This is a genomic window from Myxococcus sp. AB036A (assembly GCF_006547355.1).
Lineage (GTDB): Bacteria > Myxococcota > Myxococcia > Myxococcales > Myxococcaceae > Myxococcus > Myxococcus virescens.
On sequence record NZ_VHLC01000015.1, the window covers coordinates 100932 to 117997 of the forward strand.

The 17066-nt window shown below is 71.1% G+C and carries 1 protein-coding gene and 1 pseudogene; both read left to right on the forward strand.

Annotated elements, in window-relative coordinates:
• Window positions 1-3: 3 nt before the first annotated feature.
• A complete protein-coding gene (locus FL344_RS08950; RefSeq protein ID WP_141618213.1) occupies window positions 4-11340 on the forward strand; it encodes a non-ribosomal peptide synthetase/type I polyketide synthase in 11337 nt (3778 codons plus the stop codon).
• A pseudogene (locus FL344_RS08955) lies at window positions 11337-16889 on the forward strand (amino acid adenylation domain-containing protein); the annotation flags it as partial. The gene FL344_RS08950 and the pseudogene FL344_RS08955, both read left to right, overlap by 4 nt.
• Window positions 16890-17066 lie beyond the last annotated feature (177 nt).

Here is a 17066-nt window from a genome sequence, read left to right on the forward strand (position 1 = left end):
ACCATGAGCGAGAACAACGGCAGCGCGGGTAGCGACATCGCCATCATCGGCATCGCGAGCCGCTTCCCCGGGAGCGCGGACGCACGGGCCTTCTGGCGCAACCTCCGCGAAGGCGTGGAGTCCATTTCCCGAGTACCCGCCGAGGCGCTGGAGCCTTCTCCGCTGATGTCCGAGGCGGTGCGCCATCATCCGGACTTCGTGCCGGTGGCGGCGGAGCTGGAAGGCGGCGACCGCTTCGACGCGGCCTTCTTCAGCATGGCCCCGCGCGAGGCGGAGTGGATGGATCCGCAGCAGCGCGTGTTCCTGGAGTGTGCCTGGACGGCGCTGGAGGATGCGGCGCTCGACCCGGAGCGCTTCGCGGGAAAAATCTCGCTCTACGCGGGCGCGAGCGCATCCCTGCACGGCCTGGCGATGTTGGGGCAGGGGAATCTGGACCCGGCCTCGTTCTACGAGCTGATGAGCACCTCCGCGGAGAACCTGGCGACGCGGGCGTCGTTCAAGCTGGGCCTGCGGGGCGAAAGCCTGTCGCTCTACACCGCCTGCTCCACGGGACTGGTGGCCGTCCACATGGCCTGCCAGAGCCTGCTGATGCGCCAGTCGGACGTGGCGTTGGCGGGCGCGGTGCGCCTGGCGATGCCGCAGCGCTCGGGCTACCTGTTCCAGGAGGGGATGATCCTGTCGCCGGACGGGCACTGCCGCGCGTTCGACGCGCGCGCGGCGGGAACAGTGCCGGGCAACGGCGTGGCGGTGGTGGTGCTCAAGCCATTGGAGGACGCGCGCAGGGACGGTGATCGCGTGTACGCGGTCATCCGCGGCTCCTCCATCAACAACGACGGCAGCCTGAAGGTCGGCTACACGGCGCCCAGCGTGGAGGGGCAGGCGGACGTCATCGGCGAGGCGCTGGCCTTCGCGGGCCTGGACGCGGGCGACATTGGCTATGTGGAGGCGCACGGCACGGGCACCTCGTTGGGAGACCCCATCGAGGTCGCGGCGCTCACGCGTGCGTACCGGCGGCACACGGACCGGAAGGGTTACTGCGCGCTGGGGTCGGTGAAGCCGAACGTAGGCCACCTGGACACGGCCGCCGGTCTGGCGGGGCTCATCAAGGCCACGCTGGCCCTGGCGCATGAGGAGCTGCCGCCCACGCTCCATTTCGAGCGGCCGAATCCCGCCATCGACTTCGCGAACAGCCCGTTCTTCGTCGTCGACCGCCTGCGGCCCTGGCCCCGGGGCCCGGTGCCTCGCCGCGCGGGCGTCAGCTCGTTCGGAATTGGAGGGACGAACGCGCACGCGGTGCTGGAGGAAGCGCCGCTTCCGGAGCCTGCCTCGCCCAGTGTCCGGCCCACCCAGGTGGTGACGCTGTCGGGCCGCTCGGCGGAGGCCCTGGACGCCGCGGTGCGGGACCTGGCCGCCTGGCTGGAGGCCGCGCCGACCGACGTGGCGCTGGAGGACGTGGCCTTCACGCGCAACATGGGCCGCCGTGCCTTCGAGCACCGGCGGGCCTTTGTGGCGAAGGACCGCGCGGAGCTGCTGGCGAAGCTGCGCGGCCCGGGGAAGCCCCAGGTCGTGGAGAACGTCGTGGCGGCGCGCGAGCAGGGCGTGGCCTTCCTGTTCCCGGGCCAGGGCGCGCAGACGGTGGGCATGGGACGCGCGCTTCACGCAGCGGAGCCCGTCTACCGTGAGGCCCTGGAGGACTGCCTGGAGGGGCTGGGGGCCCGGTTGGGGGCGGCGGTGCGCGACGTGCTGTTTCCCTCGCCTGGCGCCGAGGCCGCCGCGGAGCAGACGTTGGCCGATCCGGGCATCGCGTTGCCCGCCCTGTTCGCCGTGGAGTACGCGCTGGCGCGTCAGTGGGAAACCTGGGGTGTGCGCCCGCGCGCGCTGCTGGGGCACAGCTTTGGCGAATACGTGGCGGCCTGCCTCGCGGAGGTGCTGCCGCTGGAGGATGCGCTGGCGCTGGTGTCGGCGCGAGGCCGTCTGATGGCGCGGATGCCGCCCGGAAGCATGACGGCGGTGGCTTGCGCGGAAGAGGAGGTGCGTCCGCTGCTGACAGGGGCGTTGTCGCTGGCCGCAGTGAATGGGCCGGACCGGTGCGTGGTGTCCGGGCCCTCGGAGGACGTGGAGGCGCTGGAGCGAGAGCTGAGCGCGCGGGGCGTGGGCGTGTTGCGGCTGCCCGCGCGGCATGCGTTCCACTCGGCGGCGGTGGAGCCGGTGATGGAGGAGCTGCGGCGCGTGGTTGCGGGCCTGCGCCTGTTCGCGCCCCAGCGTCCGTACATCTCCAGTGTCACCGGGACGTGGATTCGTCCGGAGGAGGCGACGGCCCCGGATTACTGGCTGCGCCAGATGCGGGCCCCGGTGCGCTTCGGGGACGGGCTGGAGACGCTGAAGGCGGACGGGTGCGACGTCTTCATCGAAGTCGGCCCGGACCAGGCGCTGACCGCCCTGGCGAGGCTGGGGCTGCGAGGGCACCGAGGACGTGCCGTGGCCTCGCTGCCTCGGGCGGGTTCGGCCCTGGATGCACACGCCGCGTTGATGGAGGCGCTCGGAGCGGTCTGGGCGCAGGGGCTCGCCATTGACTGGCAGCGCGTCTATGCGCACGAGTCACGCCAGAAGGTGGCGCTGCCCACCTATCCCTTCCAGCGGCAGACCTTCCGGACCCCGCTGCCCACCTCGGTGGTGGCCCGGCCGGAGATGTCCACGGGGGTGGCGGAGCGCCCCGCGGAAGCCGGAAGCGCGCACCACCTGGAGGCGCCAGCGGAGCAGGCCGGGGCCCGCACGGATGTGGAGCGCAAGGTCCTGGCCATCTGGCGCGAGCGGCTGGGCCGGACCGACTTCGGCATCCACGACGACTTCCTGGAGCTGGGTGGCAACTCGCTGATGGCGGCGCAGTTGTTGACCCGCCTGCGGGAGGCCTTCCCTGTCTCACTCCCCTTGAGTGACGTCTTCGATGCCCCCACGGTGGCGGGCATTTCGGCCCGCATCCAGGCGCGGCTGGGCACGCCAGGGACGGCGTCCACGGACCCGGTCTTGCCGCGACTGGTCCGCATCCCGCGTGGTGGCGCGTTGCCGCTGTCCGTGGTGCAGGAGCGCATCTGCGCGCTGGAGCAGACCCTCCCCGGCAACCCGGCGCTGAACATGTATGTGGTGCTGCGGCTGCATGGCGCGCTGGACGTGGCGCTGCTGGAGCGGGGACTGGAGGCGGTGGCACAGCGCCACGAGGCGCTGCGCACGTCCTATCCGCGCGGTGAAGGCGCTCCGAGTGTCCGCATCGCCCCGGAGCTGAAGCTGCCGCTCGCCGCCGAAGCGCTGGACCCCGCTGCGTGGCAGCCGCGCGTGCACGACGAGGTGGCCCGGCCGTTCAACCTGGAGCACGGGCCGGTCGCCCGCGCCCGGCTCTGGCGGCTGGCGCCGGAGGAGCATCTGCTGGCCGTCACCGTGCACCACGTGGTGTGTGACACCTGGTCGCTGGTCGTGCTCGCGAAGGAGCTGGGGGACCACTACACCGCCTTCATGCAGGGGCGGCCGGTGGCGCTGTCCACCTTGCCCGTGCAGTACGTGGACTACGCGGCCTGGCAGCAGCAGGCGCTGAAGAACGGCGCGTTCGCTTCCCAGGTCGCGGCCTGGCGCGGGCGTCTGGCGGCGTTCCCGCGTCCGCTCGAGCTGCCGGTGGACCGGCCGAAGGGGGATGGGCCCGCGCTCCGTGGCCAGTGCTTGCGCGTGGGCTTCTCGCGTGTGCTCTCGGCCTCGGTCCAGGCGTTCGCGCAGCGAGAGGGTGCCACGCCGTTCATGGTGCTGTTGGCATCCTGGAAGGCGCTGCTGTCGCGCTGGACGGGCCGGGATGACGTCGTGGTGGGGACGCCCATTGGCAACCGGAGCCGGCCGGAGCTGGAGCCGTTGATCGGCTACGTGGCGCACTCCGTCCCGTTGCGGACGGACCTGTCCGGGGACCCACCCTTCAAGGAACTGGTGGCGCGCGTGCGCGAGGTGATGATGGAGGCCTACGCGCACCCCGACGTGCCATATGAGTCGCTGGTGCGGGAAATCGAGCCCGCGAAGGACACCGGCCGCGGCCGGGTCTTCGACTCGATGTTCGTGCTGCACAGCCGGTTCAATCTGAACCTGGAGCTGCCGGGGCTGCGCATGAGCCTGGCGGAGCTCGAGAACGGTCCACCCGAGTTCGGCACCGTCCTGTCGGACCTGTCCGTGGGCCTGGGTGAGCACGAGCACGGCTTCTCCGGTACCGTCGACTACGCGGAGGAGCGCTTCGAGCGGGACACCGTGGAGCGGATGGTGGCGCACTGGACCACGCTGCTCGAAGCGGCGGTGGCGGAGCCCGGCCTGACCCTCTCCGCGCTGCCGCTGGAGCACGCACAGGCCAGTCAGGCGCTGGCCTCGGTGCCTGAGACATCCGCATCGGCGGTGACGCCGCTCGCGGCGCTGCTTCGGGCTCGCGCCATGACGGACGCGTCCCAGGTGGCGATGACGGCGCCGGACGGGCGGGGCGTGACGTGGGGCGAGTTGCAAGGGGCCGTGGGGCGTCTGGCCGCCGTGCTGTCGGACCGTGGCGTAGGGCGCGAGGCGTTGGTGGCGGTGTGCCTGGAGCCGTCGCTGGAGCGCGTGGTCGCGCAGTGGGCGGTCCAGGAGACGGGCGCGGCCTACGTCCTGCTGCCCGTGCCTCGGTTGATGGAGCTGCCGGACCTCGCGCCTCCAGGCGCGCCGCCTCCGCTGCTGTTGACCCACGCGAAGGTCCGCACGGGTGTGTCCCTGGATGCCGCGCGCATCCTCCATGTGGAGACGGTGCTCGCGCAGACAGGAGATTCCGTCCGAGGCACCCCAGGGGGGCCGCGGCGGGCTTCTGACTCGGAGCGGGTCTGCCTCGAGCCGTGGACAGGGCCGCGCGGCGAGCAGCTCCAGGCCATCCACACACACCGCACCGTGGCGGAGCTGTTCGGCCGTCTGGACGCGGATGCCGCCACGGAGGGAGGCGTCTGGCTCGCGACGGAGGAGCCGCAGGTTCCCGGCACCGGGCTGGAGGTCCTCTGGGCCCTGACACGCGGGCTGCGGGTGGTGTTGCCGGCGGAGCGCGCGCGCTTCACGCCGGTGGGGGCTGGCGCGGAGCCTTCTCGACGTCACCTGGACTTCAGCCTGTCGTTCTTCGCCAACGACGAGGACTCGCTGGGCGGCCGCAAATACCGCCTGCTGCTGGACGCCGCGAAGTTCGCGGATGCGCATGGCTTCTCCGCGGTGTGGACGCCGGAGCGGCATTTCCATGCGTTCGGCGGCCTGTACCCGAGGCCGGCGGTGGTGGGCGCGGGGGTGGCCACGGTGACGCAGCGCCTGGGCATCCGCGCGGGGAGCGTGGTCCTGCCGTTGCACGACCCCATCCTCGTCGCGGAGGAGTGGGCCGTGCTGGACAACCTGTCCGATGGCCGCGTGGGCGTGTCCTTCGCTTCGGGTTGGCACGCGAATGACTTCGTGTTCGCGCCAGACCGGTACGCGCGCCGGAAGGAGGTCATGCACCGCGGCATCGAGGAGGTGCGCACCCTGTGGCGAGGCGGGACGGTGCGCCGGCGCAACGGCGCGGGCGCCGAAGTGGCGCTCTCACTGCGGCCACGCCCGGTGCAGCAGACGCTCCCCATCTGGCTCACCGCTGCCGGAAACCCGGAGACCTTCCGGCTGGCGGGTGAGCTGGGGGCCTACGTGCTCACCAACCTGATGGGCCAGCACCTGGAGGACCTGGAGGGGAAGGTGGCGCTGTACCGCGACGCCTGGCGGCAACATGGCCATGCGGGACGGGGACACGTGAGCTTGATGCTGCATGCGTATCTCGGCGACGACCCGGCCGAGGTCCGGCGGAGGGCGCGTCAGCCGCTGCTCGACTACTTCCGCAGCTCCGTGGACATCGCCGCGGGCTTCATGGCCGGCATGGGGCTCGACATGGACCCACGTTCGCTGACGCCCGCGGACATGGATGTGCTGTTGGCGCATGGCGTGGAGCGGTACGTGGAGAGCGGCGGCCTCTTCGGTACGCCGGACTCCTGCGGTCCCATGGTGGAGCGTGTCCAGCAGCTCGACGTGGACGAAATCGCCTGCCTGGTGGACTTCGGCGTGGAGGTGGAGGCGACCCTGGAGGGGTTGCGGCACCTCGACGCCTTGCGCGGTCGCCATTCCCCGGAGCCTGGACTCGCGGTCCCCAGGCCGTCGCTGCGGGAAGGCCCGGGTGTGGCGGAGGCCCTGCTGGCGCTCGTGCGCGAGGCGGGCATCACCCACCTGCACTGCACCGCGGCGCTGGCGCGCTCGATGCTGGCGCTCCCCGACGCGGCGGAGGCGCTCCGGCCCGTCCGCCACGTCTGGCTGGAAGGCGCGTCCGAAGAAGCGGCGGCATCCCTGGCGCGCGCCATGCCCTGGCGTGTCGCGCACCGGCATCTGGGCCTGGGTGCCTGGGCGCTCGCCTCCGCGCCGGGAGATGCCTCGTGCTGGGACGTCGTGGATGGGCGCGGCCAGCCCGTGCCGGTGGGCGTCATCGGTGAGCTGGTGGTGAAGGGCGCGGGCGTGCCTCGCGGGCTCTGGAACGCGCCGGACTCCACCCCCGTGCGCATCCTCGCTGGAAGCACAGATGCCGCGAGGCGGATGGCCACGGGCCGGCGTGCGCGGCGCAAGCGGGATGGCTCGCTGGAGCTGTTGCCCGCCCTGCCTGTCCCGGAGGGCAGGCCGACACCCCCGAAGGTGATGGGCGCTCGGGATGGCGTGGCGAAGAAGCCCGAGGCACCCGCGCCCATCACCCGGGTCCCCCGTGGCCGTCCGCTCCCGCTGTCCTTCGCGCAGCAGCGGCTCTGGTATCTGGACCGGCTGGAGCCGGGCAACGTCGCCTACAACAACGCCGTCGCGTTCACCGTGAGCGGCGCCCTGGATGCCGCGGCCCTGGAGCGAGCGTTGAACGCGGTGGTGCGCCGGCATGAGGCCCTGCGGACCACGTTCTCCATGGAGGGCACCGAGGCGGTGCAGACCATCGCGCCGTCGCTGGAGGTCTCCATCTCCCTGGATGTGGCGGAGGGCGCCAGTGCAGCGGACGTCGCCCGCTGGACACGTGAAGAGGCGCGCCGTCCCTTCGACCTGGAGCGGGGACCGCTGCTCCGCGCGACCTTGCTGCGGTTGGGTAGTTCCGAGCACGTCCTGCTCATCACGCTGCACCACATCATCTCGGATGGCTGGTCCGCGGGGGTGATGGTGCATGAGATGGCTCGGCTGTACGAGGCCGAGCTGACGGGTCGGCCTGCCTCCTTGCCCGCGCTGGCGGTGCAGTACGCGGACTACGCGCTCTGGCAGTTGGAGCAGATGCGAGGCTCCGCCCTGAAGGCCGAACAGGCGTGGTGGCGCGACGTGCTGGCGGATGTCCCCGTGCTCCAACTGCCCGTGGACCGTCCGCGTCCTCCGTTGCAGACGCACGAGGGCGAGCAACTGCCCTTCGCCGTTCCGAAGTCCCTCACCGACGCCCTGGTGGCGGTGGGGCGGAAGGAGGGCGCCACCCCCTTCATGGTGCTGATGGCCGCGTGGCAGGTCCTGCTGCATGCGTACACCGGGCAGGATGACTTCGCGGTGGGCACGCCGGTGGCGGGCCGCGACCGGCCCGAGGTCGAACCGCTGATTGGCTGCTTCATCAACTCCATGGCCCTGCGCGCCGATCTGTCCGGCGACCCCTCGTTCGCGGAGGTCCTGGGGCGGGTGCGAAGGACGGCGCTGGACGCGTTCGCGCACCAGGAGGTGCCCTTCGAGAAGCTGCTGGAGGTGCTGCACGCGCCGCGCGACCTCAGCCACACGCCCGTCTTCCAGACGATGCTGATTCTGCACAACACGCCCGCCGCGGCGTTGTCGCTCGTCGGGCTCCAGCTCCGCAGCCGTCCCGTGCATGCGGGTGCGACCAAGCTGGACCTCGCGCTGGAAGTCACCGAGACGCCCGAGGGGCTGCGAGGCAGCATCGAGTACAACACCGGCCTCTTCGACGCGGAGACCATCGCCCGGCTGTCGGGCTCGCTCCTGCGCTTGCTGGAGGCCGCCGCGGGCAGCCCGGAAGTCCGGCTGTCCCAGCTCGACCTGCTGGACCGCGCGGATCGAAACCGGTTGCTCGTGGAGTGGAATCCAGCGCCCACGGCGGGGCACCTTCCGGCGGACACGTTGCCTTCGCGGTTCCTGGCCCAGGTGTCACGGACGCCGGACCGGGTGGCGGTGGAGGATGGTGTCCGGACACTCACATATCGCGAGGTGGAGGTTCTGTCGGGGCGGCTGGCCCGGCACCTCGTGTCGCGAGGCGTGAAGCGAGGTGACGTCGTCGCGCTCGCGGTGTCGCAGCCGGCGGATGTGGTCGCGGGGATGATGGGCGTGACCCGGGCGGGCGCGGCCGTGGTGGTGCTCGACGTGGACCACCCGGCGCAGCGTCTGGCCGACATCCTCGCGGACACACGGGCCCATGCGCTGGTCGCCTCCGAGTCGTGCCGTGCCCGGGTTCCCTCGCGCGAGGGGTTGACGGTCATCCCCCTGGATTCCCTGCCCGTGGCGTCCGAAGACGTGCGCTGCCTTCTGGAGGGGACGGATGCGGCGTGTGTCGTCTACACCTCCGGCTCCACCGGCCGGCCGCGGGGCGTGGTGCTGGAGCACCGGCACCTGGTCGCCGCGACCCAGGCCCGTGCCGACGTGTACGGCGAGCCGGGGGTGGTGATGTCCCTGGCACCTTTCACCTTCGACGCCTCGCTCGCGGGACTGCTGTGGTCCTTGTTCGGAGGCGGCACGCTGCGCTACCCGGACGCCGAGGAACATGGGGACCCGCGCCGGCTCGCCGAGCGGATCGCGCGCTCTCACGTCACGCACCTCGTCTCCGTGCCCTCGCTCTATGGGCAGATATTGGCGGCGGCGCCGGTGGGAGGGCTGAGGGGCCTGCGCGCGGTGAGTGTGGGAGGCGAGCCGTGTCCCGTGGAGTTGACGCGGGCGCATCATGAGGCGCTGCCCGCGGTGTCCCTGTTCAACGAGTACGGCCCCACGGAAGCCACCATCTGGAGCACGGTGCACCGGGTGCGTGTGGACGAAGAGGGGCGCGTGCCCATCGGGCGCGTGGTGCCTGGGGCCCGCGTGTACCTGCTGGACGCGCACCGCAGGCTGGTGCCGCGAGGGGCACCGGGCGAGCTGTACGTGGGCGGCGCGGGCGTGGCGCGAGGCTACCTGGGCCAGCCTGGGCTCACGTCCGAGCGCTTCGTGACGGACCCCTTCGACGGCCGCTTGGGCGCGCGCATGTACCGCACGGGCGACGTGGCGCGCTGGCGGGCGGACGGGACGCTGGAGTTCATCGGCCGCGTGGACCATCAGGTGAAGGTGCGGGGCTTCCGCATCGAGCCGGGTGAGGTCGAAGCCGCGCTGCTCGCGCATCCGGCGGTGAAGGAGGCCGTCGTCGTCGCGCGTGAGGATGGGAAGGGGCCGAAGCGCCTGGTCGCCTACGGGGTGCTCGCGACGGAGGGGCCGGGTGAGAAACCAGACGCACAGGCCCTGAAGGAGTGGGTGCGTTCGCGCCTGCCGCCGTACATGGTCCCCGCGGCCTTCGTTGCGATGGACGCGCTGCCGCGCACCCGGCACGGCAAGGTGGACCGCCGGGCGTTGCCCACGCCGGACCCGGCCTCCGCGGCGGCGCCGGCCGCGCCTCATTCGGAGGTGGAAGCCACGCTGGTGTCGCTCTGGCGGGAGGTGCTGGGCGTCGAACGCGTGGGCATCCACGACGACTTCTTCGAGCTGGGGGGCGACTCCATCCTGGGACTGCAGATTGTCACCCGCGCGCGCGCGCAGGGCATCGAGCTGTCCCCGAAGCAGCTCTTCCAGAACCCGACGGTGGCGCGGCTCGCCTCGGTCGCGGGAACGCGCCTGGCGGTGCAGGCCGAGCAAGGCCCCGTCGTAGGGCCGGTGGCGCTGACGCCCATCCAGCACTGGTTCTTCGAGCTGGGACTGGAGGCGCCACACCACTGGAACATGTCCTTGCTGCTGGAGGCGAGAGCCTCCCTGGACGCCGCCTTGCTGGAGCGCGCGCTGGCGCACCTGCTGGCGCATCATGACGCGCTCCGGTTGAGCTTCGCGGGCGGGGAGGACGGCTGGCACCAGGCCATCTGCGAGCCAGGCGCGCGCGTCACGGTGGCGCGCGTGGACCTGTCCGCCGTGCTGGAGGCGGAGCGCTCCTCGGCGCTGTCGCGGCACGCGGAGGCGGCGCAACGCGCGCTGCGGCTGGAAGGGCCGCTCGTCCAGGCGGTGTTGCTGGAGTGGGGCGCGGGCCATCCCGCGCGGCTGATGCTGGCGGTGCATCACCTCGTGGTGGACGCGGTGTCTTGGCGCATCCTCCTGGAGGACCTGGCGACGGCGTACACACGGCTCGCGGCGGGGGACGCCGTGGTGCTGCCCCCGAAGACGACGTCGTTCCAGGCGTGGGCCCGTGGCTTGGAGTCGCTGGCGCGCTCGCCGGCGCTGACGGCGGAGCGGGACTGGTGGCTGGAGCGGCCCTGGCGCGAGGCCTCCCGGCTGCCCGTGGACTTCACGGGGGGCCTCAACACGGAAGCCACCGCGAGCACGGTGCAGGTGACGCTGGAGCCAGAGCAGACGCGCGCGCTGCTGCAGGATGTCCCGAAGGCCTGGCACACGCAGCCTCAGGATCCCCTGCTGACGGCGCTGGCGCAGGCACTGACCGCGTGGGCGGGAGGGGCCGTCGCGCTGGTGGACGTGGAGGGGCACGGACGGGAAGAGGTGCTTCCGGGCGTGGACGTCTCTCGCACGGTGGGCTGGTTCACCCGGGTGTTTCCCGCGCTGCTGGACCTGCGGGGGACGACGGGGCCGGGCGAGGCACTTCGCGCCGTGAAGGAGGGGCTGCGCGCCGTGCCGTCACGAGGCATGGGGTGGGGGCTGCTCCGCTACGTGTCGAGGGGCGCGGCGCTGGCGGCCTTGCCGTTGGCGGAGGTGGGCTTCAACCACCTGGGGCAGCTCGACGGCGTCGTGGGCGAGGGGGCTCCCTTCGTGCTCGCACCCGAGGCGGCGGCCCTGCGGCAGCGAGCCCCGAGCGCACGGCGGCCATACCTGCTCGATGTGACGGGCATGGTGCGTGACGGACGGCTGGTGGTCCTCTGGACGTTCAGCGAGGCGGTGCACCGCCGTGAGACGGTGACGCGTGTCGCCGAGGACTTCCTCGCGCGCCTCCAGGCGCTGGTGCACGCATCGCGCGCGCCGGATGCGGGAGGGCACTCGCCCTCGGACTTTCCGCTCGCGAAGGTGAAACAGGCGCAGCTCGACAAGCTGTCCGCACGGTTTGGAAAGAAGACGCGATGAGCGACAACATCGAGGACCTGTACCCCCTGTCGCCGTTGCAGGGCGGCATGCTGTTCCATGCCATCGCAGAGCCCGGCCGGGGGCTGTACTTCAACCAGCTCGTCTGCGAGCTGCGCGGCCACCTGGACGTGGAGCGCTTCACCCAGGCGTGGAACACGGTCGTCGCGGCGCACCCGGTGCTGCGCACGGCGTTCGTCTGGGATGACGTGGACGAGCCGATGCAGGTCGTTCTGCGCGAGGTGGACCTGCCGGTCCGCATCGAGGACTGGCGCGACCTGTCGCCCGAAGCACGCGAGTCCCGGCTGGAAGCCTTGCTGGCCCAGGACCGTCGCGAGGGCTTCGACCTGTCCTGGGCGCCGTTGGTGCGCCTGGCGCTGCTGCGCGTCGGCGAAGACGCGCATCGCTTCGTCTTCAGCCACTCCCACCTGATCCTGGACGGCTGGTCCGTGCCGTTGGTGATCCGCGACGTCCTCGCCCTGTACGAGGGCGCGTGCGCGGGGAAGCAGCCTCGCATCATGGCGCCTCGGCCGTATCGGGACTACATCGGGTGGCTGGGCGAGCAGGACCTGGCGGTGTCCGAGTCGTTCTGGCGGCAGGCGCTCGAAGGCTTCGACGCGCCCACGAATCCTCGCGTCGAACCCGGTGGCGGGGAAGGGAAGGGCAAGGCTTCGCGGGAGCTGTTCCTGTCGGAGGCGCTCACCTCGGAGCTGAGCCGCTTCGCGCGGAGGCAGGGGCTCACGTTGCACACCCTGGTGCAGGGGGCCTGGGCCTTGGTGCTCGGTCACCTGTGCGGGGCGGACGATGTCGTCTTCGGCACCACTGTCTCCGGACGTCCCCCGGGACTTGCGGGCGTGGAGGACATGGTCGGGCTGTTCATCAATACCCAGCCCGTGCGCGTGCGGTTGCCTCCCGGTGCATCGTTCGGGCCCTGGCTGCGGCAAATCCAGGAGATGCAGGTGGAGGCGCGGCAGCACGAGCACGCGCCGCTGGTGAAGGTCCAGCGCTGGAGCGGGGTGCCCGCTGGCACCTCGCTCTTCGAGACGCTGGTCGTCTTCGAGAACTATCCGCTGGATGCCGAGCTCACGTCTTCCGCCAGGGCCTTGGCGGTGCGGGATATTCGCGCGGTCGAGGCGGACCACTTCCCACTGACGCTCATCTCGACGAACGGCTCCCGGCTTCCGCTGTGCTTGCGGTACGACCGGGCGCGCTTCTCCGCGGCCTTCGCGGATGGACAGCTCGAACGAATTCGCCTCGTGCTGGAGGCGATGGCGGCAAGGCCGGACGGCGCTCTGGGGACGCTGTCTCTGCTCTCCGAGGCCGAGCGTCACCAGGTGCTCGTGGCGTGGAACGACACGCGCACCGGCTTCACACCCTGGAGCAGCGTGCAGGAGCGCTTCCTGGCGCAGGTCGCACGCAACGCGGACGCGCCAGCGGTCCGGTGCGAGGAGAAGGAGGTGACGTACGGGGCGCTGGACGCATGTGCCAATCAGCTCGCGCACCAGTTGAGAGGGCAAGGCGTGGGGGCGGACGTGCCCGTGGCGCTGTGCCTGGAGCGAGGTGTGGAGTGGGTGGTGGGGATGCTCGGCATCCTGAAGGCAGGGGGCGCCTATGTGCCGCTGGACCCTTCGCAGCCAGAGTCCCGGCTGCGGATGCTGGTGGAAGAAGTCGGCGCGCCGGTGGTGGTGACGCAGGCGCGATACGCCGCGATCTTCGCAGGGACTCGCGCGCGCCGGGTGGAGTTGGATGGAGAGGCCGCGCTGCTGGAGCAGTGGCCTTCAGCGGCACCGCCGCTCGTGACGGTGCACCCGGAGCAGTTGGCGTACGTGCTGTTCACGTCAGGCAGTACCGGGCGGCCCAAGGGGGTGGCGGTCACACACGGGCAGTTGGCGAATTATGTGCGGGCGGCCATTGAGAGGTTGGGTTTGGCCGACTGCGCCAGCTTCGCGCTGGTGTCGACGGTGGCGGCGGACCTGGGGAACACGGTGTTGTTCCCGGCGCTGTGCACCGGAGGGCTGCTGCATGTGTTGACGCAGGAGCGAGCGAGCAGTCCGTCGGGCGTGGCGGAGTACTTCGCCCGGCATGGGGTGGACTGCGTGAAGCTGGTTCCCTCGCACCTCGCGGCGCTGATGAGCGGCGCGGATCCGGGGCTGGTGCTGCCGAGGAAGCGGCTGGTGGTGGGCGGGGAGGCGGCGTCGTGGAGCCTGCTGGAGCAGGTGCATGCGCTGGCGCCTGGGTGCGAGGTGTACAACCACTACGGCCCGACGGAGGCGACGGTGGGCGTGTTGGCGGGGCGCGTGGAGCTGCCGCGTCGGCCGACGTCGCCAGCGGCGGTGCCGCTGGGGCGGCCGATGGGCAACACGCGGGTGTACGTGCTGGATGGGAGCCTGCGGCCGGTGCCGGTGGGAGTGGCGGGGGAGCTGTACGCGGGAGGTGCCCAGGTGACGCGAGGGTACCTGGGGCATCCGGAGCCGACGGCGGAGCGGTACGTGCCGGACCCTTACGGCGGGGAGCCTGGCGCCAGGATGTACCGCACGGGAGACAAGGTGCGGTGGCTGGCGGACGGGCGTTTGGAGTTCATCGGCCGAGTCGACTTCCAGGTGAAGGTGCGGGGCTTCCGCGTGGAGCCTGGGGAAGTGGCGACGGTGCTCAGCGCGCATCCCGAGGTCCGGGATGCGGTGGTGGTGGCGCGCGAAGACGTGCCCGGAAGCAAGCGACTGGTGGCGTATGCCACGCCCACCTCGCAGCCAGCGCCTGACACGGCGGCGCTGCGCGCGTTCCTCCAGCAGCGGCTTCCTGGGCACATGGTGCCATCGGCGCTGATGGTGCTGGACGCACTGCCGCTGACACCCAATGGCAAGGTGGACTGGCGCGCGCTGCCGCCGCCAGCGCTGCCCGAAGAAGCAGCGCGAGTCTTCGAGGGGCCGCGCAACGCGAAGGAAGAGACACTCACGGCCATCTGGGCGCAGGTGCTCGACCGGCCGCGGGTGGACATCCACGAGAACTTCTTCGAGCTGGGGGGCGACTCCATCATCGCCATCCAGGTCATCTCGCGGGCTGAGCAGGCGGGGCTGCACCTCCGGATGAAGCAGCTCTTCGACCACCCGACCGTGGCGGGGCTGGCGGCGGTGGCGGGGGATGCTCCCACCGTTGAACCCGAGCTCACGGAGGAGCCTCCGTCCGGGCCCGCTTCCGGCTTTCCGTTGTCGGGTCTCTCCCCGGACGGCCTGGAGGCGTTCTCCAAGAGGCTGGCCGCGCACGGTTACCACCTGGAGGACATCGAGGATCTTTACCCGCTGTCACCGCTCCAGCATGGAATCTTGATCTCCCATCTCCAGGAGAGCGAGACCCAGCCGTACTTCAATCAGATCTCCTTCGAGTTCGAAGGCCCACTGGATGAGCGCGCCTTCGTGGAAGCGTGGCGGCAGGCCGCCGATCAGTACGCCATCCTCCGGACCGCGTTCTTCTGGGAGGGGCTGGACACGCCGCTCCAGGCGGTGATGCGCGAGGTGCTGCCTCCGGTCGACGTCGAGGACTTGCGTCACCTGTCCGAGGCCGACCAGAAGGCCCGACTGGCCGCGTTCTTCGAGGAGGACCGCCGAAGGGGACTGGTGCTCACCCGCGCGCCCGGCTTCCGGCTGACGATGCTTCGCACGGGAGCGCGTGTGTGGCGCGTGGTGTTCAGCCTGACGCACCTGTTGCTGGACGGGTGGTCCACACAGGTGGTGCTGCGGGAGGTCCTCACCCGGTATGAGGCGCTGCGGCGAGGCGTGACGCTGGCACGAAGCGCCGTGCGGCCGTACCGCGACTACATCGCGTGGCTGGGGCGTCAGGACCTGGGCGCCGCGCGGGACTTCTGGCGCGCCGCGCTGGCGGGCTTCACGGAGCCCACCCGCTTGGAGCTCGGAAGGGCACCGCGTGATGTGACGCTCCTGGGGGAAGTGCTGCTCCGGATGAGCGCGGAGGAGACGGCGGCACTGGAGGTTTTCTCGCGCCAGCAGGGCGTCACGGGAGGCACGCTGTTGCAAGCGGCCTGGGCGCTGTTGCTGTGGCGCTATACCGGAGAGGACGACGTCCTGTTCGGGTTGACCGTCTCCGGCAGGCCCCCGGAGCTTGCCGGCATCGAGGCGATGGTGGGCCTGTTCATCAACGCCATCCCCGTGCGGGTACGCCTGCCCGCGTCGAGCCCCGTGGGCCCCTGGCTGAAGGAGCTGCAAGCCTGGCTCCAGGAGGCGAGGCAGTACGAGACGTCGCCTCTGGTGGAGGTGCGCCGCTGGAGTGAGGTGCCTCCTGGCCCCGCGTTGTTCGAGAGCCTGGTCGTCTTCGAGAACTACCCCCGGGACGCGGGCCTCACCACGATGTCGGACGAACTGGTGGTTCGCGACCCGTACATCGTCGAGGTGGACTCCCATCCGGTGACGATGATGGCCGTCCCCGGGCGTGAATGGCAGCTGCGCCTGACCTACGACGCCAGGCGCTTCGACGCGTCGGCGGCGAAGCGCCTGGTCGATCAGGTCCGTCAGCTCCTGCGCGAGCTGTGTCGTTCGGAGCGCCGGACTTTGTCTGAGCTGTCGTTGATGTCAGGGGAGGAGCGGCGCGTCCTGGTGGAGGAGTGGAGCGGGCGACGTGTGGAGTACCCGAGGGAGGCGTCGCTGGCGGAGTTGTTTGAAGCGCAGGTGGAGAGGACGCCGGGCGCGGTGGCAGTGGAGTGGGCAGGGCAGCAGGTGAGTTACGAGGCGTTGAATCGCCGAGCAAACCAGTTGGCGCACCACCTGAGGGGGATGGGAGTGGGCGCCGAGGTACGAGTGGGCTTGTGCGTGGAGCGCTCGTTGGAGTGGGTGGTGAGCGCGCTGGGGATTCTGAAGGCGGGGGGCGTGTACGTGCCGCTGGACGCGAGCTACCCGCTGGAGCGGCTGGGGTGGATGAAGCGAGAGGCGGGGGTGGCGCTGCTGGTGGGGCAGGAGCGGCTGGCGGACGAGGTGGCGTCGGGTGGCGAGCTGGTGGTGTGCGTGGACACGGAGTGGGACACGCAGATTGCGAGGCAGCCGGAGACAAACCCGGGAGTCCGAGTGGGAGGAGGCAACCTGGCGTACGTGATGTTTACGTCGGGAAGCACGGGGAAGCCGAAGGGGGTGGCGGTGCCGCAGCGTGCGGTGACGCGGCTGGTGTTGGGCGGTGGAGTGGCGGACTTCGGGCCTGAGGAGGTGTGGCTGCAACTGGCGCCGACGGGCTTCGACGCGTCGACGTTGGAGGTATGGGGCGCGCTGCTGCACGGGGGGAAGTTGGTGGTGTACCCGGAGGGGCCGCTGGAGTTGGAGGCGCTGGGGCGGAGGCTGAAGGAGGCCGGGGTGACGTCGCTGTGGCTGACGGCAGCCCTCTTCGAGCAGATGCAGGCGTACCAGCCGGAAGCGCTGAGTGGAGTGAGGCAGGTGCTGGCGGGAGGAGACGTGCTGTCGGTGGGGCGGGTGAAGGAGAGGGTGAGGAGTGGGGGCATCCTCCTCAACGGGTACGGGCCGACGGAGGGGACGACATTCACGACAGTGCACCGGGTAGCAGAGGAGGACGTGGGGTTGACGGTGCCCATTGGGAAGCCGGTGGGGAATACGCGCGCCTGTACGCGCCCGTCATCGCCGACCCGGTGTACGGCTATCAGTCCATCAACGTGGAAGCGCAGGAGCGGGTGAAGTCCAGCCTCCTGCACTGGGTGAAGCGGATGATTCGCATCCGCC